The following is a 22,494-nucleotide window of genomic DNA, read 5'->3' as shown; positions in this document are numbered from 1 at the left end:
TCACGGCTTGCGCGCGGTTGGGTTCGGTTCGCTTTCGGTATCCGCCGCAGCTTCCGCGGCGGGAGGTTGGGATGCCGTCCGCTCTGCTTCGGACGCCGGGGCGTCCGCCCCCGCTGCGTTTTCCGTGCTGTGCGAAACGGGGAAGGTCGCGTTCGACGCACGATCCCACGGCAACGCCAGGCGTTCCGTCGGCAAGAGGGTTTCCGCGGCGACAACCCGCGCGCGCACCGGATCGAGTTGCAACAGCTGCGCATAGTGACCTTTGGCTTTGCCCCAGAGCTGCAGCCCCAAGGTCAAACGCAGCAGCGCCTCGTGCAGGACGGGATCGTTTTCGTTGTCACCAAGCCAGCGCTCCAGGCGGTCGAGCCAAGCCGGTTCCGCAGGAAGCAACGGCAAGAGCTCGGCAACGACTTCGGTGGCATAGCGCCGGCGCAGGAAGGTTTCGGCAAGCCGCAGCGCCTGTGCCACTTCCCCTTCGCTGCGCAACGTGCGGATCACCGCAGCAACGATCGCGGGCAATTGCCGTTCGTCTTTGGGTTGCGACTCCCACCACGCGTCAAAAGTGCGCTCGCGGCGCAACGCGTCTGTAAGCAGCGCCGGATAGGCTTTTACCGCCACCGCCAAGAATTCCGGCGCGGGCAACGCATCATGACGGCGCAGTTTGCGCGCGGCCTCAAGCGCCATCTCCCAGCGCTCGAGCTGTGTTCCCGCTTCCAAGCGCAACCGCTCGCGGACGGTGGGCGCAACTTTACCGCCCCGTTCGAGCGCCGTCAGCGCAGCCTCCAACCGATCGATGCGGCGAAAAACCAAACCGAAACGGGCTTCCAACACCTGCCGTACGGCCATCCAGTCGCCGACGTCCGGAATCCGCGCCAACGCATTTTCGGCGCGCGCTTCGTCACGTACGGCCAACGCCGCTTCGCACGCTGCCGCCGCTGCCGCCGCGGCGCCATGCTTGAGCCGGTACGCACGGTCGAGGGCTTTGAAGCTCATTTTGGGTTTGCCGAGTTCCCATCCCACGACCGCCATTTCCAGCGCATCGAGCGCACGCTGCAAGCGACGGCGCTCCCGCCAGTGGCGAACCGAAGCCGGGGTGCCAATGATCCGCGCCACCAGTCTGAGCACGCCGTATCCCACGAAGAGGAACAGCAGTGCCAGCAAGACAAGCAGCTGGCTCGAGAGCTGAAAACGGTAGGGCGGAAACACCGCGACGACGTAGCCATCCAACGTCTGGAACCAAAGTGCAAACGCCACCGCTGCAACCGCGGCGATCAAGACAGCAAGGACGGTTCGCATTGCAGTCACTCCTTGCCAATGGGTTGCATCTCAGGCGCTGCCAGGCGCGTCTCGATTTCCGAGAGCGCTTTGAGCGAACGCGCCAACGTGGGCCGTTCGGCATGGACGCGCTCGGCTTTGAGCGCGGCGATCGCCGCGTTTGCGGCCTGGGTGGCCGGCGCGTTCGGGTCGAAGTAACGCGCCAGGGTCTTTTCCAGTTTCGCCAACGCCGTTTGGTACGCCGTTTCGTCTCCCCTTTGCGCGGCAACGCGCGCTGCGGCGATCCAGGTGCTGATGTTGAGCTGCAGCGTAGTCGCCGCTTCGGGCGAAAGCAGTTCCGGCGCGGTGGCGTCCAGCCGTTCCAACCGCAGCCAGTCGGCCCACTCTTGGCCAACCGCGCGACCGAACGCGACCAATGCCGCCCACGCCCGCTGGTACCACGGCGCGGAGGCGTCTGCGGTATCCGCCACTTTGTGCTTGGGATCGACCTCGGCAAGATAGGCGAACGGAGCATTCGCGATCGCGTCGTCGAGCGCGTCGAGCTTGGCCAAAATGCCGTCGACATCGACGCGCGGCGCCGATTGAACGGCCAGGAGATCGGCTTCGACGGCTTTGCGCAGTTCACGCAAAAGCGGCCGGTCGGCCTCTTTGAGTCGGGCAGCGAGCGCCGCGAGCGCCGCTTGCGCGGCGTCGAGATTGCCATCCCACGCCAGTTGCCGTTGCGCGAAAGCCAGTGCCTCGCCCGCTTCGACGACCCAGCGCCGATCCCCGAGTTTCGCCAACGCCTCGGTCATTTCGGCCGCACTTTTCGCGATACCTTGCAGGCGATCGAGCGCCGCTTCGTTGCGTGCCAGCCGCTCGCGCGTCTCGATGAACGCCGTCTCCAGTTGGCTCAATTGCTCTTTGAGTGCGGTGATTTGGGCGTCGACACCGACGAGTCCGGCAACCTGCTGCTGGACGGTTTGCAAAACGGCCTGCTGGGTCTTGACTTGATCGGTGACCGCGGTGATTTGCGCCGCCCATTCGGCACGTTCGGCGAGCGCCTGATCGAGCGCCCGTTTGACGACATACTGGGTGTATCCATACCCACCCAACGCAACGAGGAGCGCCACCGCGCCGAGCCACACGCCTGCCCGAGACGCGTTGTTGGCCTGAGGCGAACGCGTTTCGGGTTGTACGGGTGTCTGCTCCGGTTGCACTGCGCCATCGGACGCCGCTGCACGCGCGGTGTCCGCGGGGGCAGACGGTTCCGTTTCCGCACCCGCCCCGGGTGACGCGGATTGTTCTTCGACAACCTCCGTGCGATTCGTCTCCGCGGCGTTTTCGCTGACGGACTCCTGCTGGCTGTCCTTACTGTCCTTGCTGTCCTTGTCTTTGAGCGTTTCCGCCTCGTCCGTCCTTGCGCGCTTATCGGAACGCGCGCGTGGGTTCCCTTTTTGCGTCATTGCACCTTCTCCCGCGAATAACATTCCTGTAGCGTCGCCACCAACGCGTCGTCTCCCGGACGCGGCGCCGTGACGACGTGCCGCCACCCCAACGTCTGCAGCGCCTCAGCGACGCGGGGATGGTTGGCGACCGCCAAGAGGCGTTCACGCACCTTTTCGAAGCGTTCCGCGCCCATCGCCTCGGGCAATCCCCGCGCTGCTTCACTGCTGGTGATAAGGAGCGCCGCAATCCGCCCTTGTGCGTACGGTTCCCAATGGTGCGGCAGCCAACGCGCGACGCGTCGGCGGTAACAGATCCATTCGTGCACCTCCGCGCCCCGGGCTCTGAGCGCTTCGGTCAGCAGACCGCGCCCCCCTTCTCCTTTGACGATGAGGAGCGACTGCCCGGCAACGCGCTCGGGTTGCGTCCACGACGCAGCCAACACGGCTTCGCTGTCGGCGCCATCCACAGGGTACCACACATCGGGGAAACCGAGCGCCCGCAATGCAGCAGCACTGCCCGCACCGACGGTGGCAACCGCTGGACCGGGCGGCCACGGGCGGTGGTCACGGATGGCTGGCACCGCGATCTGCGCCGCGTTGGCGCTGACGAAAAAGACCCAACGATAGCCGTCGAGCGTCTCGGACCACTGGCGAGCCGCTTCCTCGGTGACCGTCGGTTCGATAGCCAAGAGCGGCGCGACGATCGGTTCCCAGCCGTGCGCGCGCAGGAGTGCGCTCAGCCGCTCGGTTTGCGCAAGCGGCCGCGTGACCCAGACGGCGGGCTTTTCTGCCACAATCGCCATGTTTTGCGCTGTGGTCACGACCCCAATCCAGCTTGGGCGTTGCACGCGAGCCGCGCAACGAGCGCTTCTGCCCCTTCGGCGATCAACTGCTCCGCCAAGTGCAGTCCGAGCGTTTCGGCCTCGGCGAACGCGCCACGTATTTCGCCGCGAAAAATTTCGCTGCCATCGGGTTCGGCAACCAAACCGCGCAGCCAAATCTGCCCGTCTGACGGGGTTGCGTACGCTGCAATCGGCACCTCACAACTGCCCCCCAGCCGACGCGCGAACGCCCGCTCGGCGAGGACGCACGCCGCCGTTTCGGGGTCGTGCAGCGGCGCGAGCCATTCGGCGACATCGGGTCGATCGGTCAACACTTCGATACCCAACGCCCCCTGGCCCGCTGCCGGGAGCATCTCAGCCACCGGCAACACGCTGCGAATGCGCGCCCCGAGCCCCAACCGTTTCAACCCCGCGGAAGCCAAGATGATCGCGTCGTACCGCCCCTCGTCGAGCTTGCGCAGCCGCGTATCGAGGTTGCCCCGCAGCGGTTCGACGCTCAGATAGGGGTATTGCGCGATCAACTGCGCCTGGCGGCGCAACGACGAGGTGCCCACCGCTGCGCCGGGCGGTAAATCGTCGAGGCTGAAGTAGCGGTTCGAGACGAACGCATCCTGCGGCGTTTCGCGTTCGAGGATCGCCGCGAGCCGGAAAGCGCCATCGAGGAGCATCGGCACGTCTTTCATCGAATGGACCGCAAGGTCGGCACGACGCTCGAGGAGCGCCACCTCGAGCTCCTTGACGAAAAGCCCCTTTCCGCCGATTTTCGCAAGCGGACGGTCGAGAATCTGGTCACCGCGCGTTGTCATTCCCAAGAGTTCGACCGTACAATCGGGATACAATCGTTGCAACAGACTCTGGACATGGCGCGCTTGCCAGAGCGCCAAGCGGCTTTCCCGGGTTGCGATCACCAAACGGGACGGAGTACCATGATGCGGCATCGTTGTTCCTTTTTCGTGGCGCGTTGGCGTCAGGGCGCACCAGCGTTACGGCACCTCCTGTTCGGAACCCTGACGTCCTTGCTTTTTTTGATTGTATCACCCGCGTTCGCCGCGCCAACCGAACCCATCTCCAAGACGCACACGGAAATACCGCCCGCTACCGACCTTGCCGCGGACGGTGCCTGGTCGAAAACCACCCGCAAACCCATTCTGCTTTACTTCGAACGCCGCGAATGTCCTTATTGTGTCCGCGCACAACGCTATCTGGAAAGCGTCGCACAGAGCCGCCGCGACCGCGCTCGTTTTCGTCGCATCGAAGCCGACCGCGCCGACCTCCCGCTGATCGATTTTCAAGGCAACCCCACGCACCATGCCGCATTCGCGCGGGTGATGAAAGGGACGCTCACGCCAACGGTGATGGTGGTGGATGGCGACGGCAAGCCCTTGGCACCGCCGCTCATCGGGCTTCCGGATGAGTCGTTCTACAGCTACTATTTGGAACAATTGATCGAAGACGGCGAAGCGCAGCTCCAGCACGCTGCAAACCGCTGATTCAGGAAACCTCAAATGAACGACCTCCGTACCGAAAAAGACGCACCACTGCGCGCCGAAATCCGCGAGCTGGGAAAACGCCTGGGCGACACGATCCGCACCGAACACGGCGAAGCGATCTTTTCCTTGGTCGAAGCGATCCGTCAAGCGTCGGTAGCGATCCACCGTGGCGATACGGATCCCACTTCGCTCGAAACGCTCCTGCACGGGATGACACGGGACGAGGCGATCGTCGTGATCCGTGCGTTCACGCTCTTTTCCCATCTGGCGAACATCGCCGAAGACCAGCACCATCTGCGACGCGCCCGCGCGCACGCGATCGCCGGTTCGCCAGCGAAAGAAGGATCGTTGGCGCATGCCATCGCGGCGCTCGAACGTGCGGGGGTTTCCCGGACAGCGCTCACCCAGTTCCTGGCCACGGCGTGCGTGCGTCCCGTGCTGACTGCCCACCCTACCGAAGTCCAGCGCCAAGCGGTGCTCGCGCGCGAACAAGAGATCGCGCACTGGCTGGCCGAACGCGATCGCGTCGCGCTCACCCCGGAAGAGCGCGCCGAGGTCGACGCCGCGATCGAGCGGGCGATCCGCACCCTGTGGCTCACCCGCTTGATTCGTCCGACGCGCATTTCGGTGCTCGACGAAGCGAACAACGTCCTCAACTACTTCCGCAGCACCTTCTTGCCGCAATTGCCCAAACTCTACCGCCGGTTGGCGCGGCTCGTCGGCCGCTGGGCTGAGACCCCTTTCCTGCAGATCGGTTCGTGGGTGGGCGGCGATCGTGACGGGAATCCCTTTGTCACCGCCGAGGTGTTGCGCGCCGCGGTGATCCGCAACGCCGCGGCTGCGCTCGAATATTACCTCGACGCGGTCCACCGCCTCGGCGGAGCACTCCCGCTCGCCGCAGCGCTTTCGCCCGTCACGCCCGAACTCGACGCGCTGGCCGAACAAGCGGGTTCGCCCTCTCCGCACCGCGCCGACGAGCGCTACCGTCTGGCGTTGATCGCGATCTACGCACGCCTGGCCGCAACCTACCAGCAACTGGTTGGACATCTGCCGCGGCGCCTTCCGAGCGTCGAACTGCCGCCTTATCCGTCGGCAGAAGCCTTCGCCGCCGATTTGGAAACGATTCACGGTTCACTCACCGCCGCCGGGCTTAGCGAAATCGCCGACGGGGCACTGGCGGAGCTGCGCACCGCGGTTCGCGTCTTCGGGTTTCATTTGGCGCACCTCGACCTGCGGCAAAACAGCGCCGTGCACGAAGCGGTGATCGCCGAACTCATCGCGGCGGCGCACCCTGGTGTCGACTACCGGCGCCTACCCGAAACGGAGCGGGTGGCGCTGCTGCGCAGGGAACTCGCGACTGCACGGCCGCTCACCAACCCCGACTGGTCCTACAGCGCGACCACGCAGAGCGAACTCGACATTTTCCGCACCGCGCGCTGGGCGCACGACACCATCGGGCCGCGCGTGATCGAACAGTACGTGATCTCGAAGACCGACGCCGTCTCCGATATCCTGGAAGTGGCGGTGCTCCTCAAAGAAGTGGGGCTGCTGCAGCCGTGGCGCAACCATTTGGCCGTCGATATCGTCCCGCTCTTCGAAACGATCGCCGACCTGGAGGCGGCGCCGCAAATCCTGCGTGACCTCTACGCGCTTCCCGAATACCGTGCGTGGGTGGCCGCGCGCGGTAACCGGCAAGAGATCATGCTGGGCTATTCCGATTCGAACAAGGACGGCGGCTTCGTCACTGCGAACTGGGCGCTCTACCGCGCACAACAAACCCTGGTGGCAACGGCGGAGCAGATCGGGATCACGCTGCGCCTCTTCCACGGCCGCGGCGGATCGGTGGGGCGCGGCGGTGGCCCCAGCTACCAGGCGATCTTGGCACAACCCAAAGGGGCGGTAGCAGGGCAACTGAAATTGACCGAACAGGGAGAGGTGATCGCGGCGAAATATGCGAATCCGGAGCTCGGGCAGCGCAACCTGGAAGTCTTGGTCGCCGCAACCATCGAAGCGTCGCTCTTGGGTAAGGACGGCTCGGCGCCCGATCCCCGTTTCGAAACGGTGATGGCCGAACTCTCCGACCACGCGTTTCGCGCCTACCGTGCGCTTGTCTACGAGACCGAAGGGTTCGAAACCTTCTTCTGGGAAGCGACAGTGATCGAGGAGATCGCGCACCTCAACATCGGTTCGCGCCCCGCGTCGCGCACCAAGAGCCGGAACATCGAAGACCTGCGCGCGATTCCCTGGGTCTTCTCCTGGTCGCAAGCGCGGATCATGCTGCCTGGCTGGTACGGTTTTGGCAGCGCCGTCGAAACGTGGGTAAATGAAGCGGAACAGGCCGGCGAAACGGCAGCGGCGCGTATTGCGCTATTGCAGCGCATGGCGCGCGAATGGAGCTTCTTCACCGCGATGCTCCACAACATGGACATGGTGCTGGGCAAGAGCGACCTGGCGATTGCCGAGCGGTACGTGGCACTCGTGCGCGACCAAGCACTTGCCCAGTCGATCTTTGCGCGGATTCGCGACGAATGGAGCCGCACCGTCCGCTGGCTCCTCACCCTCACCGGGCAACGCGAACTGCTCGACAGCAACCCGCTCCTCAAACGCTCGGTCCAGAACCGCTTCCCCTATATCGACCCGCTGCACCTGGTGCAAGTGGAGCTGCTGCGCCGTCACCGCGCGGGCGAAGACGATCCGCGGCTGCGTCTTGGGATCCACCTCTCGATCAACGGGATTGCCGCGGGGCTCAGAAACAGCGGGTGACCTCTGCCCCGTTTTCTTGATGCCGATCAAGGCAAGAGCGGCGCAAACCTGCTACGCTTCTTTTATTGCATCCCACAGGCAGAGGCACTTTGCCGTGCAGTCAGGAACGTTGGAACTCGTCTGCCCTGCGGGCAACGCGGCGATGTTGCGCGCCGCAGTCGAAGCGGGCGCTGACGCGGTCTATTTAGGGCTGAAAAACGCAACGAACGCACGCCATTTCCCTGGGCTCAACTTTTCCCCCGACGAACTGGGAGCGAGTATTGCCTGGGCACAACAACGCGGTGTTCGCGTCTTTTTGGCGATCAACACCTACCCGAAAGAGCACAACTGCAGTGAATGGCATCGTGCGATCGATCACGCTGCCGCGCTCGGTGTCGACGCCCTCATTCTCGCTGACCTCGGCTTGATGGCCTATGCGCGGGAGCGTTTCCCAGAACTGCGCTTGCACGCCTCGGTTCAGGCTTCGGCCACTTCGGCGCCGGCATTGCAACTCTTGGCACGCCGCTTTGGCATCGTTCGAGCCGTCCTCCCAAGAGTCCTCAGTATCGATCAAGTCCAGCAGGTGGCACGAGACGCCGCACCGCTCGAAATCGAGGTCTTTGGTTTTGGCGGACTCTGCATCATGGTGGAAGGGCGTTGTTCGTTGTCGAGCTACGCAACCGGAGAGGCCCCCAATCATCAAGGCGCCTGCTCGCCGGCACGTTTCGTCTCGTGGGAAGAGAAAGAAAACGGGATGGAGGCTCGCCTCAACGGCTTTTTGATCGACCGTTACGCACCTGACGAACCCGCGGGTTATCCCACCTTGTGCAAAGGACGCTTTCGCGTCGACGGGGAAATCGGATACGCGCTTGAATCCCCAACGAGCCTCAACACGCTCGACCTGCTCCCGCAGTTGAAGCAGTGTGGTGTCCGCGCGATCAAAATCGAAGGGCGCCAACGAAGCGTCGCTTATGTCCGCACCGTCACCCAAGTCTGGCGGCGTGCGATCGATGCGCTGACCGCAAACCCGGAGCGTTACACGGTTCAAACCGAATGGCAGAACGAACTGGCACGCATCAGCGAAGGAAACCAGACAACGCTGGGCCCTTATAGCCGTCCGTGGAAATGACGATGGAAATCGCGCTTGCGCCCCTTCCCTATTTCTGGACCAAACAGGCGACATTCGAATTTTATGCGCGAATTGCCGAAACCGCAGTCGATCGCGTCTATCTGGGCGAAATCGTCTGTCCGCGGCGGCAAACGCTCAAAGTTGCCGATTGGCTCGCCATCGCCACCCTGTTGCGCGATGCCGGCAAAACAGTGGTTCTTTCGGGATACACCCTGATCGAATCGACCAGCCAGATCAAGTGGTTACGAAAACTGTGTGATGCCGGCTGGCCGCTGGAAGCCAACGATCTCACCATGGTTGCGCTCCTGGAAGCGGCCAATATCTCCGATTGGACGGCTGGCGCGCAGCTCAACATCTACCACGGAGACACCTTGCGTACCTTTGCTGCGATGGGTGCGAGCCGTTGGGTACCCCACCACGAATTGAGTCGCGAAGACCTATCGCACTTGGTACCACTTGCCCATTCACTGGGCATGACCACCGAAATTACCGTCTGGGGACCCTTAGCGCTCGCTCACTCATCGCGCTGCTTCACCGCACGCCGGTACGGGCGCCCCAAAGACGACTGCGGGTTCCTGTGTCAACAATGGCCCGAAGGGCTCCTGATCGAAACGCAGGAAGGGGATCACTTTCTTCGTATGAACGGTGTCCAGACCCAGTCGGCGCGTTGGTGGTCACTTCTTGACCGACTCGACGAAGTGTGCGCGCTGGCCGACGCCGTTCGGATCGTGCCCAACCTCAACGACACGATAGCGGCGATCGAAGCGGTTGCCGCATGGCGCGACGCCACTCCCACTCCAGACGCACAATGGATCGACCCGCAACGGTGCTGTAATGGTTACTGGTTTGGCAAAGCCGGACACGAATGGATCGCCGATCATGGCTGACCCGAATCGATCGCGCACCCCGTTTTTCGCGTTACTTGCCCAGCTTCCGCGTTATCCGGCAAATGCGCTTTTCTGCCATGCGCTCAACCGTCACTTGTTGCCCTTTCTCAACCCGGAAACGCGTCGTTCGCTCTGGGATCAACCGGTCCGCCTCATCTTCACCGATTTTCCCTGGCAATTCGATTTCGCTCTAGCGCCCTTCGGGTTTCGTCCCCTCACCGGAGAGATGCCCCCGCGCGTTACCTTTACCGCGCCGCTCGCGGTCTATTGCGCACTCATCGCGCAAGAAGAAGACAGCGATACGCTCTTTTTTCAGCGTCGACTTCGGGTCAGCGGTGACACGGCGTTGGGGCTCTTCATCAAGAACACCTTGGATGCATTGCCGCGCGAAGCAGTGCCCGCCCTCTTCTTTTCACTCTACCCCAAATGCAAACCGTGGTTGACGACCCCATAAGGGTCTACCACCGGAATCGCGTGTAGAGATCTGCGAAGCGCAACACCTCACCACCCTTGGCTTCAGCCAACGTCCGAGCCGCTTGCTCCGTCGCGCACGCGGCCGGCTCCGGACGCCCCATCGGACCGATGATTTTCGGTGACCAGACAAACCACGCGGCATCTGCAGCAACCCAGGACGGCGTTTCACTACAATAATCACGCACCCAAATGGCCGCGGCAACGCGACGATCTTCCGCCACTCCCTTTTCTTGTCGCAACCACTGGTCATGGATCACCAAATCACGCGGCGCGTCGTAAAAATCGACCCGTCCCCCGCTGTCGATTCGCTGCGCCGCCCACCGTGGGTAACGCGCCGGGTACATTCCGCAGATCGGGCAACGCGCCTCATCTGGAATCGAGCGGGGCGCCAGAGGATTTGGACCGTCCCGCGCAGGATCGTAGGGACGGGGCGGGGTTCGCGCCTCGAGGTCGGTTTCACAATGCGCCCCCTCCTCCGCTTTCTGCGCTGCGCGTTCGGCCTGAAAGTGGTACGCCCACAATCCCGCAGCTGCAGCGCTCACCAACGACGCGAACGTGAGCACCACCTCACGCCGTCTATGGGCCGCTTCTTTCCCCGCCACCGCGAATCACTCCGGCGAATACACGGCGTTCACGACCCGGACGAAATTGGCTTCCGGCAACGCGGAAACCGAAGTGAGCGTATCGGCGACAACCGAACCATCAGCACCATGACGGTGCGGGTTTCCTCCACCTTGCGCATGTGGGGCGGTATCGATACGCCCTTGCACGTCAGAATCGGTCTGCCATACGAAACTGTACGCATCGGGCGCCGCGTAACGCACCCACAGTGTCGTACCGTTACGAAGCGTGCAGCGGAGGCAATCGAGCATCCGCTCCCATTCGACTATGCCGAGTTCGTCCCGATCCGCCTCCGCCAGGTAAGCCGCGATCGCATCCAACGGCAAAATTGCCGCACCGGTAGGCTCAACCATTTCGCCTTGCGCTGCACGCAATTTTTCCGCCAATTGCCGCCGCGCCTGCTCCCACTGCGTCGTCAGGACAGCCGCGCTGAGGTAACGTTCCCATCCCTCATGCGCCAAAGCAGGTTCGAGCTGGGGAAAGCGCGCATACCATTCGGCAAGTTCGACAACCCCTTCGGCTTCCAACAACGCTTTGGCTGCAGTGCGACAACGGTAGACGAGTAGCGACAACGCGTCGATCTCTTGCGCCAGTGGAGCGGGAATGCCCCGATAAAAATCGTCGAACGCCATACGGCCTCCTTACATTTTGTCGTCGTGCAGCGCCGCGCCGTCGAGACGGACATCCTCGGCCGTCACCTCGGCAAATGTCTTCACCGTCCCACCGTAGTTGCGGGCAAATGCCTCCGCATCGGCGCGGTGGGCGAAACTGACTGCGGTAGGTCCCATCGAACCCAAGCGCGAAGAGCCGAAGACATAGAACGCGCTGCGCGCGTCGATCCAATGACCGCGCGGTCGCTCCCAATCGGCCTTCGCCATGTCCTGAACGAATGCACCCGTGATCGATTCCACCGACTCCGGCGCCAGCAAGGTATGGAGTAGCTCAACCGTGTCGCAGAACCAATCGACTCGGCCATCGGCATAGCGCAACTGACCTTTGGGGCCGGGGAAATCGGCAAGATACATGCCGTCGAGCACACAGGCATCGCCCTCCGAAAAATCCTTCGGTGCCGCATTGCTGGCACTATCGGAAGAGCATGCAGTTAGCAAGCCAACCGAGAACAATACGGTTCCCCAGAAGCCCCACCACTGCCTTGCATTTCGAATACGCATCACAACTCCTTACCATCATGGCGAAAACGGCGAATCGCCAACGCGAGAGGGGCAACCGTCCAACCCAACAGCGCCACCGCCAACCAAAAGGGCTGCTGCGCCACCACCGAGGGAAAAAGTTCGGATACCCCTCGTAACGCTTGAACGTTCCCGATCGACGCTAACCCCCAGACACGGAAAAGATCCGCGGGGTTGAGCAGCATGACCCAGGGCAACCAACGTCCGGCAGGGTGGGCGCCCAACCCCACCATCGCTGCGAGCAAGATCAGATCGAAGACCAAAATGAGCGCAAACCACACCGCAATCGCAGCTCCGGACGCGCGACTGCGATCGCGCGCCCAAGTCGACAACCAGATCGCAATCGCCAGAAAGTCGAGACCGAGCAGGATGCATCCGAGCGCGAACTGGGCCCATATGCTCCACACCGACCATCCCACGCGCAAAGCCAAAACGATCCCCGCTGCGCCCAATCCCACCCCGGTTGCCGCCGCCAGCGCCGCCCCCAACCCGAGAAATTTGCCGACGACGATCGCCCTTTTCGGAATGGGCAACGACAACAACAGGTCGAGCGTACCCCGCTCGCGCTCCCCCACCACCGCGTCATACCCCAACACCAATGCGATCAGCGGCACCAGAAAGATGGCCAAACTGGTCAGGCTCGCAATCGCTGCCTCGACACTGCGTATTCCCACCGCACCCTGCGCAGCCCCGCCCAAGAAGGCGATTGCCAAAGAAAACAGCGCGAAAACGATCGCCACCACCCATACCCAGCGGCTGCGGACGCGGTCACGGAACTCTTTCCGAGCGATCGCCAAAAACGCCCCGTTCATGCCACCTCCGCTTCTGCTTGTCTCGTCTGCTCTTTCAGCGCCAACGCAAAGAAGACCTCTTCGAGCGTCGCATCGCGCCATGCCCAATCGAGCCAATGTTCGCGCTGCTCGAGTAGCCACGCCAGCGCGCGCTCTTTCTTCTCGCTCGGCCACAAGAACCAGACACCCATTTCCGTTCGTTCGTCAACCGTCACCCCGAGTCGCTCCGCTGACGCGATCAGCGTCGCGACAGCGCTTGCATCGCGCGCTTGGACCCATAGGCGGGCGGGCAACGCTGCTTGCTGTCGAAGTTCGAACACCGAACCAACGGAAACCAAACGCCCTTGCGCAAGGATCGCGATACGATCGGCGCGTAATTCGATCTCGGCAAGGATATGGGAGGAAACGACCACGGTCGTCCCACGGGCTTGCCAGCGATCGACCAGTTGATAAAAATCCCGAATTCCCATCGGGTCCAGACCGCTGGTGGGTTCGTCGAGGAAGAGTAACTTCGGTTCGCCAAGCAGCGCTTGTGCCAACCCCAGCCGTTGTCGCATTCCTTTGGAAAATCCCCGCACCGGCTGTTTCGCAACCCGCAACAACCCCACTTCGTCTAGCCGCTCCGCGATTTCGTGCGCGTCGACAACCACCCCTTTGAGTTCGGCGAAATAGCGTAACGTTTCTTCCGCCGTGAGATTGTCGTAGAGCACCACCTGTTCGGGCAAATAGCCGATCATTCGCCGCACTGCGCGTTGGTTGGCATCGTCCCTGCCCGTCACCGGTTCGCCAAAGAGCGTGATCGTTCCTGCGCTCGGTGGCAACAGGCTCAACATCATGCGAAAGAGCGTGCTCTTCCCTGCGCCGTTGTGGCCGATGAGTGCGAAACGCTCTTGGCGGTTCACCGTAAAAGAGACGTCGGCCACCGCCACTTTCGTACCGAAACGGCGCACGACGTGTTCGGCACGGACGACGACGTCATCGCAGTTGGTGGAATCGGTGGCCATACCACGCTGCTCCTTGCTGATGGATCGGTTTGAGGTGCGGTTTGGGATCGATCACCGTTGGGGTTTTCAAAATCGGGAATTGCGCGCTGACGTAGCGAATCAATTCCAACGCAGGCGAAGAGAAAAGCACCTGCGCCAACGGGTAGCGCCACAGCAGACGATCCACGACGCCTACCGCTTCGTAAGGCACGTCCCCGATGCCATCGCCGTCCCGATCCCATCCCACATATTGACTCCAATGGTTGCCCGCTTTCTCACCCCACACCAGGTTGCGCGTTCCGGCGTAGCGGATGTTTTGCGCGTTGCCGATGAAGTCGTTGTGCTCGACCTGGTTGAACGTAAACCCCGCAGAAACGTGTGCCCCTACCTGGTTGTCCACGACGACGTTGTCCCGGATCACCGAATAGTTGGTGTTGTAAATGAAAAAGCCACGACCGTTACCCGCAGTAACGTTCCCCTCGACTACCCCGTTTTGCAAGGTGCGCAACATGATGCCAATATCGGAATTCCCCCAGACACGGTTGTTGCGCACTACCTGATCGCGTACCTCCATCAACGCGAGCCCGGTTCGCGTGAAGAACACCTCGTTCTCTTCCCACACGTTGCGGTAGGAGTTCATATAATGGGTGCCGTAACGCAAATGGTGCAGCCGGTTGCGGCGAAAGCGCGCGTCGTGCGAGACATCGACGTAGATTCCGTCGCGAACGAACGAGATGTCGTTGCCGACGACCTGCGCATGTTGCGCGTTGTAGAGCTGGATCCCGTTGCCGCGTTTCGGGGAGAGGAAATCGCGTTTACCGGTGATGACGTTCCCTTCGATCCGAACGTAATCGGCCTTCTCGACATAGACGCCGAAGGTAACGTAACTGAACACGTTGTTGCGAATCACCGCACGGTGCGCACCTGGTTGCACCCGGATGCCCGAATGTTCCGCCTGGACGTCACCGCCCGAATTGCGAATGATGAACCCCTCGACCGTGACATCCGGGGCAATGATTTCGATCACATGCCCCTCAAGACCGCCGTCGATAACTGTCCGGCGACCAGCGGCACGCAACTCCAGCGGTTTGGCGATACGCAATGGCCCCCGATAGACGCCAGGTGCCACACGGATCACGCTTCCCGCAGGGGCCTCTTCCAGTGCCTGTTGTAATGCGGCGTCATCCGCGACGAAACGTTCGGTTGGGGAAGACTCCGCAGGTGGCGTTTCCGGCGGTGCTGAGCGTGCTTCCACCGACCATCCCCCCGCGACGACCGCACACCCGAAAAGCACCAGGAACACCCCCCAGCGGGCGTGTGGTCGCGACTCGAAACGGGACGAATGTGCGATCAACCCGTTCCCCCCAACCAACGCACTGCCCAAAAGAGCACCGCGCCGATCAAGAGATTCTTGAAGCCCACGTACGCCAAGAGATCGAGCCAGTCCGCACGCCGAAAACGGCTTCCCCACCACGGCCCGTCCTTCACGTAGGGTTTGCTCCGTAGCCGCACCAGAAGTTCGACCGCACTCCACGCAACCCACCACGCGATGAGCCACGGCGACGCGATTCGGCCCACTGCCCCCATCAACCACGCCAATGTCACCCAGAGCGCAAAGAGCATCGTCGCCCACCGCCACATCTGGGGCAGCGCGTCTCGGCGCCACGGCCAGAGGTGATCCCACGCCTCGGCAATCCACCGCTGCCATCCCGTCCGCGCCAGGAACGGCGGCATCACCGGTTCCGTCAAACAGTTCGGATCGAGCGTCTGTTTTGCGTGCGTTGTTGCCATCATCGTTGCCCCCTTCTGCGCGCTCACCCTTCTTGCTTCACCGCAACGGATTGGATGGGAATGAAATAACCATCTTTCCCAACCGGCGTCAGCGGCAACCCGAGTTTTTCCCGCCGCTTCCGTTCTGCGGCCAACGGCGGGCAAGCATGGGGATCATGGTACAGTACCATGCAATCCAGGCAAAGCATGCATTCACGGTGGTCGATTCGGCCAACCGCATCGATCGCCAACGACCCACAACCACGCGCGCACGCCGTGCATTGCGTGCATTCCGCTTTCCGGCGCAATCCAAACCACCGGAACGTGGTTGGCAACGCCAGCGCGGCGCCCAGCGGACAGAGATATTTGCAAAAGGGGCGCTCCATGAAGAGGGAAAGCCCAAGGAGTACCGAGGCATAGGCAGCGAAGAGTCCCCCCCGCTCCAGGATTCCCACCAAGAACGTCGTTTTGAACGGCTCCACTTCCGCCAACTTCTCGGCGAGCGGCATCGAGAACGCGGAAACGGCGAGCAAGAACAGGAAAATGCCGTATTTCAGATTTTTCAACCGCAGGTGCCAACGCATCGGCAGTTGAAACTGGAACCGTTTCAGCCCAACCCATTGCGCCACTTTGAACAGCAGTTCGGAAAGCGAACCGAACGGGCATGCCCAGCCGCAGAAGAGGCCGCGCCCCCAAACGAAAACTGTGACGACGATGAAAATCCAGAACAGGAAAATGAAGGGATCGGTGAGAAACAGCTCCCAGCGCCACTCGGTCAGCAAACTATGGAACCACGTCAATACCTGGGTAATCGACGGTTGCGCCAGTAGGTGCCAACCGAAGAAGAAGACGCTGATCAGCCAAAAGGCGTACTTGAACCCGTCGACAGGCCATTTCCGTTTGCGGGTCGCCCGTGCAGTCAGACGATCACGCGCCGCATAAACTCCTGCCATTGCCAGCAATGTCGCGACGAACAGACCGATCTCCGCCGTCCGGGTCTTCCAGAAACGCATCCAGCTCGCCTCGGGTTTGGGCAACTCCGGCCGCCCCCCCTCCAGCATCGATTCCGGCAACCAATAGCTCTGCCCAAAACTCACGTACTCACGATGACCGGTCAGTTTGTCGACGATTCGGTTCCCAAGAAACACGAACTCCCACGGATAGGCCGCCGAAAAAGCCGGATCGCGAACGATGAAAATCCCCGATTCGTCGAAAGCCGGCGTTCCCTCTGCGACCAGATCGTAGAGTGGCACGTAGTCGAGATCGCGGAACGTAAACACATCACCCAATTGGCGCAACTGGATCCGATCGAATACACCGCCGCGAACGAATCCCGATCCTTTGAACGATTCGCTTCCTGCGGTACGAATGACGAAAATCGCATTTTCACCCGGCTTGAGCCGTGCCTTCAGGCTTTCCCAACCCGCTTCCCCCAACAGGCTTTTCCCGACGTCGGGATGGTCGAGCAACCCGAACCGCACTTCGAGTGCGGGCGCTTCACCGGTTTTCGTGTCACCTGGTCCCCCTGCGGCGGGATTCTGTCCCGATTGCGCGGCAGGCGTCTCCCAACCGAGGTCAGAAGGATAGACCCGCAACGTGCGTACCAACCCCAGCTGCTCGAGTTCCTGCCACGAATAGCGTCTCCCGGTGGTCACGAAACGCGCTTCCGGACGTTCCACCTGGGTGATCAACCCAACCTGCCGCCCCACCGCACGCGCCACCGCGCGCACGATCTGGTTTTGCACCACCACCGTGACCGTGGCCCCCGAGAGGCCATCGATCCCGATCGCGTTACCGCTTTCGTCCTCAACCTTACCGATTTCGATACGCGTGGTGATCGGTTTCCCGGTGTATTGTTCGTTGAACGCGATCAATTTCTCTTCCGGGATGCCCAAAAGCAGGATCGGTTCCGAGTGATTGAGTAGCGCCACGCGGGCAAAGTGTCCGTCGCGCGTGATCCCGATCAGCGAAATCAGTGTCTTACCGGAATAGGCAGGGATCTTGGTGACATCGGTGGAAAGCGCGAGGTAGCCGAGCAATTGCTTTTTGCCCCCTTCGTCACGCCACGCTTCGACATAAGGGGGATTTCCCTTGCGTTGCGAAAAACGATTCGCTTCTGGAAAAACCGCGTTGCAGGGAGCGTACGCGCAGAGGTCGGGAGCGGAAAAGAGCGCGAGGGGCAATTGCGCTTGGTAGAGCTCGGCGTTCGGCGCTGCAACCACCGTGGCAGCGACCAGCCAGGTGAGCAGCGCCCCCAACCAATGCAAAAATCGATGGCAACCGACCACGATTGTCTCCTGTTGGGGGAAACGCGCGCTGCCCCTCGAAAGGGCAGCGCATTTATCAATGCAGAACCGTCATGCCGGACGGACGATCATCCGCGAACGCATCTCCAAGTGGAGCGCATGGCAGAAGTGTGTGCAATAGCACCAGAAGACGCCCGGTTTATCCGCGATGAACGTGACCGACCGGGTTTCTTGCGGGTTGACGATGAAGTTGATGTCGTACTCGGGGATCCCGAACCCATGCGTCAGGTCTTCGACGATATCCATGTTGGTGACAATGATCGTCACTTCGTCGCCAACCTTCACTTCGAACTCGCGCAATTGGTACTGCGGCGCGTATGTGGCGACTTTTACCGTCACCTTGTTGCCCTCGCGGAACACGCCCGAATCCTCGACCCGTTTCAACGCCAGCGGGTGTTCGTCGAGCTTGCCCACTTGTTGCGTCCGAATGCGATCGCGGCGCACGATGATGAAATCGTGCGGTTCGGGATAGGTGGGATGATCGGCCAGAAGCTTCATCTTCTCGCCGCGAATATCGATGAGCTGCTCGTTCTCCGGATGGAGGGGCCCCACCGGCAAGAAACGGTCTTTGGAGAACTTGCACCCCGTGACGAGGAACTGACCGTCGGCCTCTTTCGTTTCCCCCATCGATGCGTTGAGGTGTCCCGGTTGGTAGTGGACGTCGACGCGGTCGATCACGTACTGTACCGACTTGTCACCTTGGTAGTAGCGGATCGCTTTGTCGATGTTCCACTTGACGATCTGGCTGTCGAGGAAGAGCGTGGTAAAGGCATTCCCCCGCCCGTCGAAAGTGGTGTGCAACGGCCCCAACCCCACTTCCACTTCGGCAACCACTGCCTTGCGGATATCGTCGAGTTTGCCGTCAAACCAATCGGCGACTTTCGCCACTTCGATCACAGTGACCGTCGGCGAAAGCTTCCCGGAGCAGACCATGTACTTGCCGTCCGGACTCGCGTTGACCCCGTGCGGGTTCTTCGGAACCGGCACATAAGCGGTCAGCGCCGTCTTCGGATCCTGGTTCGCCGCGCGGGTTCCGTCGACCACCGGTACTTTGGAATCGCCGATCGTGAAATATTTCCCTTCTTTGATCGCCTTTTCGATCCGGGCAATGTCGAAGAAGACGCAGGCGTCGACCTCCCGCGCCATCATGTCTTCATAATGGATGCCGTTTTCGGTGTTGTACTGGTTCGAACACGCGAAACGGCCGTCGAACGAGGTGGCGACCAGGTCCATGTTGCCGTCGACTTTGCACTGCCAACGCACCTCCATCGTCTCGGCGTCGACGCACGTAAACACGGCGTAATATTTCGACGGATCATCGAGATCGCGACCGTCGTTCGGTTGCGGAATATGGAACTCACACCCACAGAAGACGCGCGTGGTGTAGTTGATCTTCGGGTCGACCGGGTCCCGTTTGTCCGGGAAGATGCCGTGGAACCCTTGAATGTTCGGGATCTTGGTGATCTTGTCGACTTCGAAGCGGTCGCCGCGAATGCGGGCAATCCGCCCATGGATCTTGTCGTTCACCCAGAAATATTTCCCGTCGTAGGTACCGTCTTTGTAAGAACCATGGACGTGGTGGGTGTCACCGGTCTTGAAGCGCGGAGAACCGTCGGGTTTGGTACCGATGATCGCTTTGCTCTCGTTGGTGATGCCCCAGCCGCTCATACAGTCGATGTTGAAGACCGGGATACGTTTGATTTCACGCCCACTGGGCAGCCCCAAAATGCGCACTTCCCCGGAGTGACCGCCTGACCAGATCCCATAGTAGGTATCGAGCTCACCGGGTTTCATGTGGATCTTGAGCTCACCCCCTTCGCTTGCGGCCGCGACCGCTTCCCGGCTGGTCGCAGTCGTTGCAACCACGCCCGCCGACAAGCCAGCACCCGCCAACCCTGCAAGTGCCGCCGCCCCCAGAAAACCACGCCGCCGTTCGTCAACGATTTCTTTACGCTCTTCGGGTCTCATCGCTTCGCTCCTAGTAGAAAACAGCGAAGTCATCATAGAGAAAACCCCGATTCCCCGCCTTGATTTCCGTCAATTTTTTTACGACGATCTTTGATCTAGCGCAAATGATCCCCCATCCAGGCAATAAAGACGTCGGCCGGCATCGGCTTGGCGAAGTAGTATCCTTGGAATTCGTCACACCCCAGTTCAGACAAGCGGGTGACGAACCGCGCTTCCTCCACCCCTTCCGCGACCACTTTGACGTCGAACGCGTGCGCGATGCGAATGATCGAGGCAACCAGCGCTTCGTCTCGGGGCGAGTCGAAAAGGCGAACCACGAACGAGCGGTCGATCTTCAGTTTGGCAAACGGCAGTTCGCGCAACCGACCCAACGACGAGTGGCCGGTGCCGAAGTCGTCGATCGCAAACGGCACCTCCGCGCGCGCCAAATATTCGAACTTCACTTTGAGCTGTTCGAAGCGTTCCATTGCGGCGGATTCGGTGAGTTCGAGGGTCAGCGGGAAAGGGGCCCCTTCGGCCACAGCGCGCCAATGTTCCAGCGCGCGATGGACTTGTTGTACGAAACCGTCGTCTTCCAATTGCAGCGGCGAGACATTCACCGCGATCTGGGGCGTCCCCCATCCGGTTTGCCGCAGCCGCTCGGCAAGGCGCAACGCCTCTTCGAACACCCAGCCGCCCAAACGGCGGATGAAGCCACTCTCTTCCGCCAGCGGGATGAATTCCGCAGGCGAAATCGGGGTTTGCTCGGGCGGAAGCCAGCGGATCAGCGCTTCGGCTGCAACCAACGCGCCATCGGAGCGCACCACCGGTTGCAGGAAGAGCGCAAACTCGTTTGCCGCGAGCGCACGCTCCATGCGGAGCACCAACGCGGTCCGCGCTCGGACCCGTTCCCCCCATTGGGGGTCGTAAAACGCGATCTGCCCCCCGCCACGCCCTTTCACGGAACGGGCCGCATATTCGGCCGCTTGCAGCAACGCCTCTGGCGTTTTGCCGTCCTTGGGCGCCACCGCCACACCCAGCGAAAGGGTGACGGAGCACACCTCCCCATCAGAAGTAGCGATTTCGAGCGCGGCCACCTCCGTTTGCAACGCGGTCAGGAGATCAAGGTAGCGGTCCGGATCCCCCAGCCAAGCCAGCGCGAAACTGTCCCCCTCGAGGTGCGCCACCAAAAGCTGCGCAGACCCTTCGTGCATTTTTTGCAATGTCTGAAGCCGCGCGCCGAATTCGCGCAACAGGCGATCCCCTGCGGTCAACCCACAGCGCGCATTCACTGCGGCGAAATGGTCGATATCAAGGAGGACCAAGGTCACCGTCTGCTGCGTCATCAGCCAACCACGTACCCGTTCGAGGATCGCCAGCCGATTCGGCAGCCCCGTGAGCGGGTCGGTAAATCGCGCCGTTTTGAGCGCTGCGATCATCTTCTGCGCTTCGGCGACTTCATGGAAGGTCGCGACGTAGCCGATCAGCCGCCCCGCTTCGTCTTTGACCGGCGCGATCGTCTCTTCGAGATCGATCTCCTGTCCCCACCGCGTCCGGTTGTGAAACGTGGCGAAGAACTTCTCCCCACGGGCGAGCGTCTCACGCATCACGTTGTAGAGCTTTTTCGGCGTTCGCTGACTGGCCCACAATTCGCCGGGCCGTTGCGCCCTTTCCCAATGGTGCACCAACGCGTCCCGAACCGCGGCAATTTCCGTTGGCCACGCGTGCGCGGGCAGATTGCGCAGCGCCTCTGCCCCCGCATTTCCCTCCGTGGCGAGCCGTTCCACCCCGCGTTTCAAAGCGCGCAATGGCCGGGTCACGCTTCGGGCGAGGCCGCGGCGCAGCACCACGCCAGCCGCGATCGCCACCAACACCACCGCCGGGATGCCAACCGCCAACGCGAACCAGAATGGGCCCCAGCGCCACATGAGGTTGGTGAGAACGAGAATCAGAGTCGGCCCAGACGCCTGCAGCAGCCGTAACGTATGGGCTTCCCCCACCACAAGGAGCGGCTCCGCGGTAGCGTTCGGCGAACGCGCCGTTTCCCGCACCGATTCCAGCGCCCAGCCGCTGCGCACCAGGACCGATTCCAGCGAGGTTCGCGGCAATGGCCACACCACCCGGATTCGGAGTGCGTGTTGCGAATCGACCTTCGCCGTTTCGAAACTTTGGCAGCGAAGACGGCGCCAGAAGCCTGGTGGCGCCACCACACCTGTTCCTCCGCGAGAAACAGCGCAGCGCCCGGCAGATCGACCCGCAGCGTCCCGCCAGGAGGAAGCAGATGGGCCAAGGTAAGGAGCGCACCGCTCATCTCTTGCGCCACAGGAAGGAAAAAGGGCAATTCAGCGATCGCCTCTGGGTATCGTGTGAACACCGCAACGCCATTGCGCACGGTGGGTTCGCGAGAAAGCTGCTCCATCAGTTCGTGCGCGGCATTGCGTTCCGCGATCAGTAACGCCTGCACCTGCGCCGCTGCGTCGTTGATGCGCCGTGCGTTTTCCCGGGTGACGAACCAACTGCCCGTCCCCACCACCAAGACGGCGAGCACCAGACTGGTAACCGCGATTGCCCGCCAATAGGTTCAGGTCACGACTTGCGTCACGCTGTTCGAACGGGATTC

General features: G+C 61.8%; 20 protein-coding genes. 5 read left to right on the top strand and 15 right to left on the bottom strand.

All coding sequences use genetic code 11. The annotated features are described in order from the left end of the window. From ACYQ4Z_RS00505 to hemC, 4 genes are read right to left on the bottom strand one after another with little or no spacing between them, the layout of a single operon-like run. Window positions 1–1,296 (bottom strand): heme biosynthesis protein HemY, encoded by a 1,296-nt coding sequence (locus tag ACYQ4Z_RS00505; protein WP_219972366.1) that lies wholly within the window; start codon window positions 1,294–1,296, stop codon window positions 1–3. A 5-nt stretch (window positions 1,297–1,301) separates the two neighbouring features. Continuing rightward, window positions 1,302–2,720: a uroporphyrinogen-III C-methyltransferase gene (locus tag ACYQ4Z_RS00500; protein ID WP_459859745.1), complete on the bottom strand. Its 1,419-nt coding sequence runs from the start codon at window positions 2,718–2,720 to the stop codon at window positions 1,302–1,304. Beyond that, window positions 2,717–3,523 (bottom strand): uroporphyrinogen-III synthase, encoded by an 807-nt coding sequence (locus ACYQ4Z_RS00495; RefSeq protein ID WP_145981782.1) that lies wholly within the window; start codon window positions 3,521–3,523, stop codon window positions 2,717–2,719. The genes ACYQ4Z_RS00500 and ACYQ4Z_RS00495 overlap by 4 nt, the downstream gene beginning before the upstream one ends. Next, window positions 3,520–4,482, bottom strand: a complete 963-nt coding sequence (gene hemC, locus ACYQ4Z_RS00490; protein ID WP_438438589.1) for a hydroxymethylbilane synthase — start codon at window positions 4,480–4,482, stop codon at window positions 3,520–3,522. The genes ACYQ4Z_RS00495 and hemC overlap by 4 nt, the downstream gene beginning before the upstream one ends. Window positions 4,483–4,560: 78 nt before the next feature. Between hemC and ACYQ4Z_RS00485 the strand changes: the two genes are divergently transcribed. The 5 genes from ACYQ4Z_RS00485 to ubiT all read left to right on the top strand — a co-directional run bounded on the left by ACYQ4Z_RS00485 (window position 4,561) and on the right by ubiT (window position 10,246). Then, the gene (locus ACYQ4Z_RS00485) at window positions 4,561–5,034 is read left to right on the top strand and encodes a thioredoxin fold domain-containing protein (protein WP_170141237.1); all 474 of its coding nucleotides are present in this window, start codon (window positions 4,561–4,563) and stop codon (window positions 5,032–5,034) included. Between the two features lie 15 nt (window positions 5,035–5,049). Then, window positions 5,050–7,797, top strand: coding sequence for a phosphoenolpyruvate carboxylase (ppc, locus tag ACYQ4Z_RS00480; RefSeq protein ID WP_459859744.1), 2,748 nt, complete (start codon window positions 5,050–5,052; stop codon window positions 7,795–7,797). Window positions 7,798–7,906: 109 nt separating this feature from the next. Continuing rightward, a complete protein-coding gene (gene ubiU, locus ACYQ4Z_RS00475) occupies window positions 7,907–8,905 on the top strand; it encodes a ubiquinone anaerobic biosynthesis protein UbiU (protein WP_438438935.1) in 999 nt (332 codons plus the stop codon). Further along, the gene (locus ACYQ4Z_RS00470; RefSeq protein WP_219972372.1) at window positions 8,902–9,792 is read left to right on the top strand and encodes a U32 family peptidase; all 891 of its coding nucleotides are present in this window, start codon (window positions 8,902–8,904) and stop codon (window positions 9,790–9,792) included. Before ubiU ends, ACYQ4Z_RS00470 begins: the two co-directional genes overlap by 4 nt. Continuing rightward, complete coding sequence (ubiT, locus tag ACYQ4Z_RS00465; protein ID WP_459859743.1) at window positions 9,785–10,246, top strand: ubiquinone anaerobic biosynthesis accessory factor UbiT; 462 nt, start codon at window positions 9,785–9,787, stop codon at window positions 10,244–10,246. Before ACYQ4Z_RS00470 ends, ubiT begins: the two co-directional genes overlap by 8 nt. Before the next feature lie 4 nt (window positions 10,247–10,250). On the opposite strand, the gene ACYQ4Z_RS00460 is transcribed toward ubiT, so the two are convergent. The 11 genes from ACYQ4Z_RS00460 to ACYQ4Z_RS00410 form a co-directional block, all read right to left on the bottom strand. Next, window positions 10,251–10,868 carry a nitrous oxide reductase accessory protein NosL gene (locus ACYQ4Z_RS00460; protein ID WP_119334384.1) on the bottom strand — a complete coding sequence of 206 codons (618 nt, stop codon included), beginning with the start codon at window positions 10,866–10,868 and terminating at the stop codon, window positions 10,251–10,253. 6 nt (window positions 10,869–10,874) lie between these two features. Then, window positions 10,875–11,519 (bottom strand): hypothetical protein, encoded by a 645-nt coding sequence (locus ACYQ4Z_RS00455; protein WP_119334383.1) that lies wholly within the window; start codon window positions 11,517–11,519, stop codon window positions 10,875–10,877. Between the two features lie 9 nt (window positions 11,520–11,528). Then, window positions 11,529–12,059, bottom strand: coding sequence for a nitrous oxide reductase accessory protein NosL (locus ACYQ4Z_RS00450; protein ID WP_219972376.1), 531 nt, complete (start codon window positions 12,057–12,059; stop codon window positions 11,529–11,531). Further along, window positions 12,059–12,889, bottom strand: a complete 831-nt coding sequence (locus tag ACYQ4Z_RS00445; protein ID WP_219972377.1) for an ABC transporter permease — start codon at window positions 12,887–12,889, stop codon at window positions 12,059–12,061. The genes ACYQ4Z_RS00450 and ACYQ4Z_RS00445 overlap by 1 nt, the downstream gene beginning before the upstream one ends. Continuing rightward, window positions 12,886–13,872 carry an ABC transporter ATP-binding protein gene (locus ACYQ4Z_RS00440; RefSeq protein WP_219972378.1) on the bottom strand — a complete coding sequence of 329 codons (987 nt, stop codon included), beginning with the start codon at window positions 13,870–13,872 and terminating at the stop codon, window positions 12,886–12,888. Before ACYQ4Z_RS00440 ends, ACYQ4Z_RS00445 begins: the two co-directional genes overlap by 4 nt. Then, the gene (locus ACYQ4Z_RS00435) at window positions 13,844–15,205 is read right to left on the bottom strand and encodes a nitrous oxide reductase family maturation protein NosD (protein ID WP_219972379.1); all 1,362 of its coding nucleotides are present in this window, start codon (window positions 15,203–15,205) and stop codon (window positions 13,844–13,846) included. The genes ACYQ4Z_RS00440 and ACYQ4Z_RS00435 overlap by 29 nt, the downstream gene beginning before the upstream one ends. Next, window positions 15,202–15,645, bottom strand: a complete 444-nt coding sequence (locus ACYQ4Z_RS00430; protein WP_197713734.1) for a hypothetical protein — start codon at window positions 15,643–15,645, stop codon at window positions 15,202–15,204. The genes ACYQ4Z_RS00435 and ACYQ4Z_RS00430 overlap by 4 nt, the downstream gene beginning before the upstream one ends. Before the next feature lie 20 nt (window positions 15,646–15,665). Continuing rightward, a complete protein-coding gene (locus tag ACYQ4Z_RS00425; protein WP_459859742.1) occupies window positions 15,666–17,909 on the bottom strand; it encodes a 4Fe-4S binding protein in 2,244 nt (747 codons plus the stop codon). 69 nt (window positions 17,910–17,978) lie between these two features. After that, a complete protein-coding gene (gene nosZ / locus ACYQ4Z_RS00420; protein WP_459859741.1) occupies window positions 17,979–19,895 on the bottom strand; it encodes a TAT-dependent nitrous-oxide reductase in 1,917 nt (638 codons plus the stop codon). A 95-nt stretch (window positions 19,896–19,990) separates the two neighbouring features. After that, complete coding sequence (locus ACYQ4Z_RS00415) at window positions 19,991–21,313, bottom strand: putative bifunctional diguanylate cyclase/phosphodiesterase (RefSeq protein WP_459860451.1); 1,323 nt, start codon at window positions 21,311–21,313, stop codon at window positions 19,991–19,993. Between the two features lie 509 nt (window positions 21,314–21,822). Continuing rightward, on the bottom strand, window positions 21,823–22,422 hold the full coding sequence (locus ACYQ4Z_RS00410) for a hypothetical protein (RefSeq protein WP_459859740.1): 600 nt from the start codon (window positions 22,420–22,422) through the stop codon (window positions 21,823–21,825). Window positions 22,423–22,494: the final 72 nt, after the last annotated feature.

The organism is Hydrogenophilus hirschii, from assembly GCF_054656675.1.
The sequence above is the reverse complement of the archived record's forward strand: the minus strand, read 5'-3'. Positions and strand labels throughout refer to the sequence as shown.

What these genes read in the sequence shown, in the direction of transcription:
- ACYQ4Z_RS00505 (WP_219972366.1), bottom strand. Translation starts at nt 1,296, where the DNA reads ATGCGAACCGTCCTTGCTGTCTTGATCGCCGCGGTTGCAGCGGTGGCG.
- ACYQ4Z_RS00500 (WP_459859745.1), bottom strand. Translation starts at nt 2,720, where the DNA reads ATGACGCAAAAAGGGAACCCACGCGCGCGTTCCGATAAGCGCGCAAGG.
- hemC (WP_438438589.1), bottom strand. Translation starts at nt 4,482, where the DNA reads ATGCCGCATCATGGTACTCCGTCCCGTTTGGTGATCGCAACCCGGGAA.
- ppc (WP_459859744.1), top strand. Translation starts at nt 5,050, where the DNA reads ATGAACGACCTCCGTACCGAAAAAGACGCACCACTGCGCGCCGAAATC.
- ACYQ4Z_RS00470 (WP_219972372.1), top strand. Translation starts at nt 8,902, where the DNA reads ATGACGATGGAAATCGCGCTTGCGCCCCTTCCCTATTTCTGGACCAAA.
- ubiT (WP_459859743.1), top strand. Translation starts at nt 9,785, where the DNA reads ATGGCTGACCCGAATCGATCGCGCACCCCGTTTTTCGCGTTACTTGCC.
- ACYQ4Z_RS00455 (WP_119334383.1), bottom strand. Translation starts at nt 11,519, where the DNA reads ATGGCGTTCGACGATTTTTATCGGGGCATTCCCGCTCCACTGGCGCAA.
- ACYQ4Z_RS00450 (WP_219972376.1), bottom strand. Translation starts at nt 12,059, where the DNA reads ATGCGTATTCGAAATGCAAGGCAGTGGTGGGGCTTCTGGGGAACCGTA.
- ACYQ4Z_RS00445 (WP_219972377.1), bottom strand. Translation starts at nt 12,889, where the DNA reads ATGAACGGGGCGTTTTTGGCGATCGCTCGGAAAGAGTTCCGTGACCGC.
- ACYQ4Z_RS00440 (WP_219972378.1), bottom strand. Translation starts at nt 13,872, where the DNA reads ATGGCCACCGATTCCACCAACTGCGATGACGTCGTCGTCCGTGCCGAA.
- ACYQ4Z_RS00430 (WP_197713734.1), bottom strand. Translation starts at nt 15,645, where the DNA reads ATGATGGCAACAACGCACGCAAAACAGACGCTCGATCCGAACTGTTTG.
- nosZ (WP_459859741.1), bottom strand. Translation starts at nt 19,895, where the DNA reads ATGAGACCCGAAGAGCGTAAAGAAATCGTTGACGAACGGCGGCGTGGT.
- ACYQ4Z_RS00415 (WP_459860451.1), bottom strand. Translation starts at nt 21,313, where the DNA reads ATGATCGCAGCGCTCAAAACGGCGCGATTTACCGACCCGCTCACGGGG.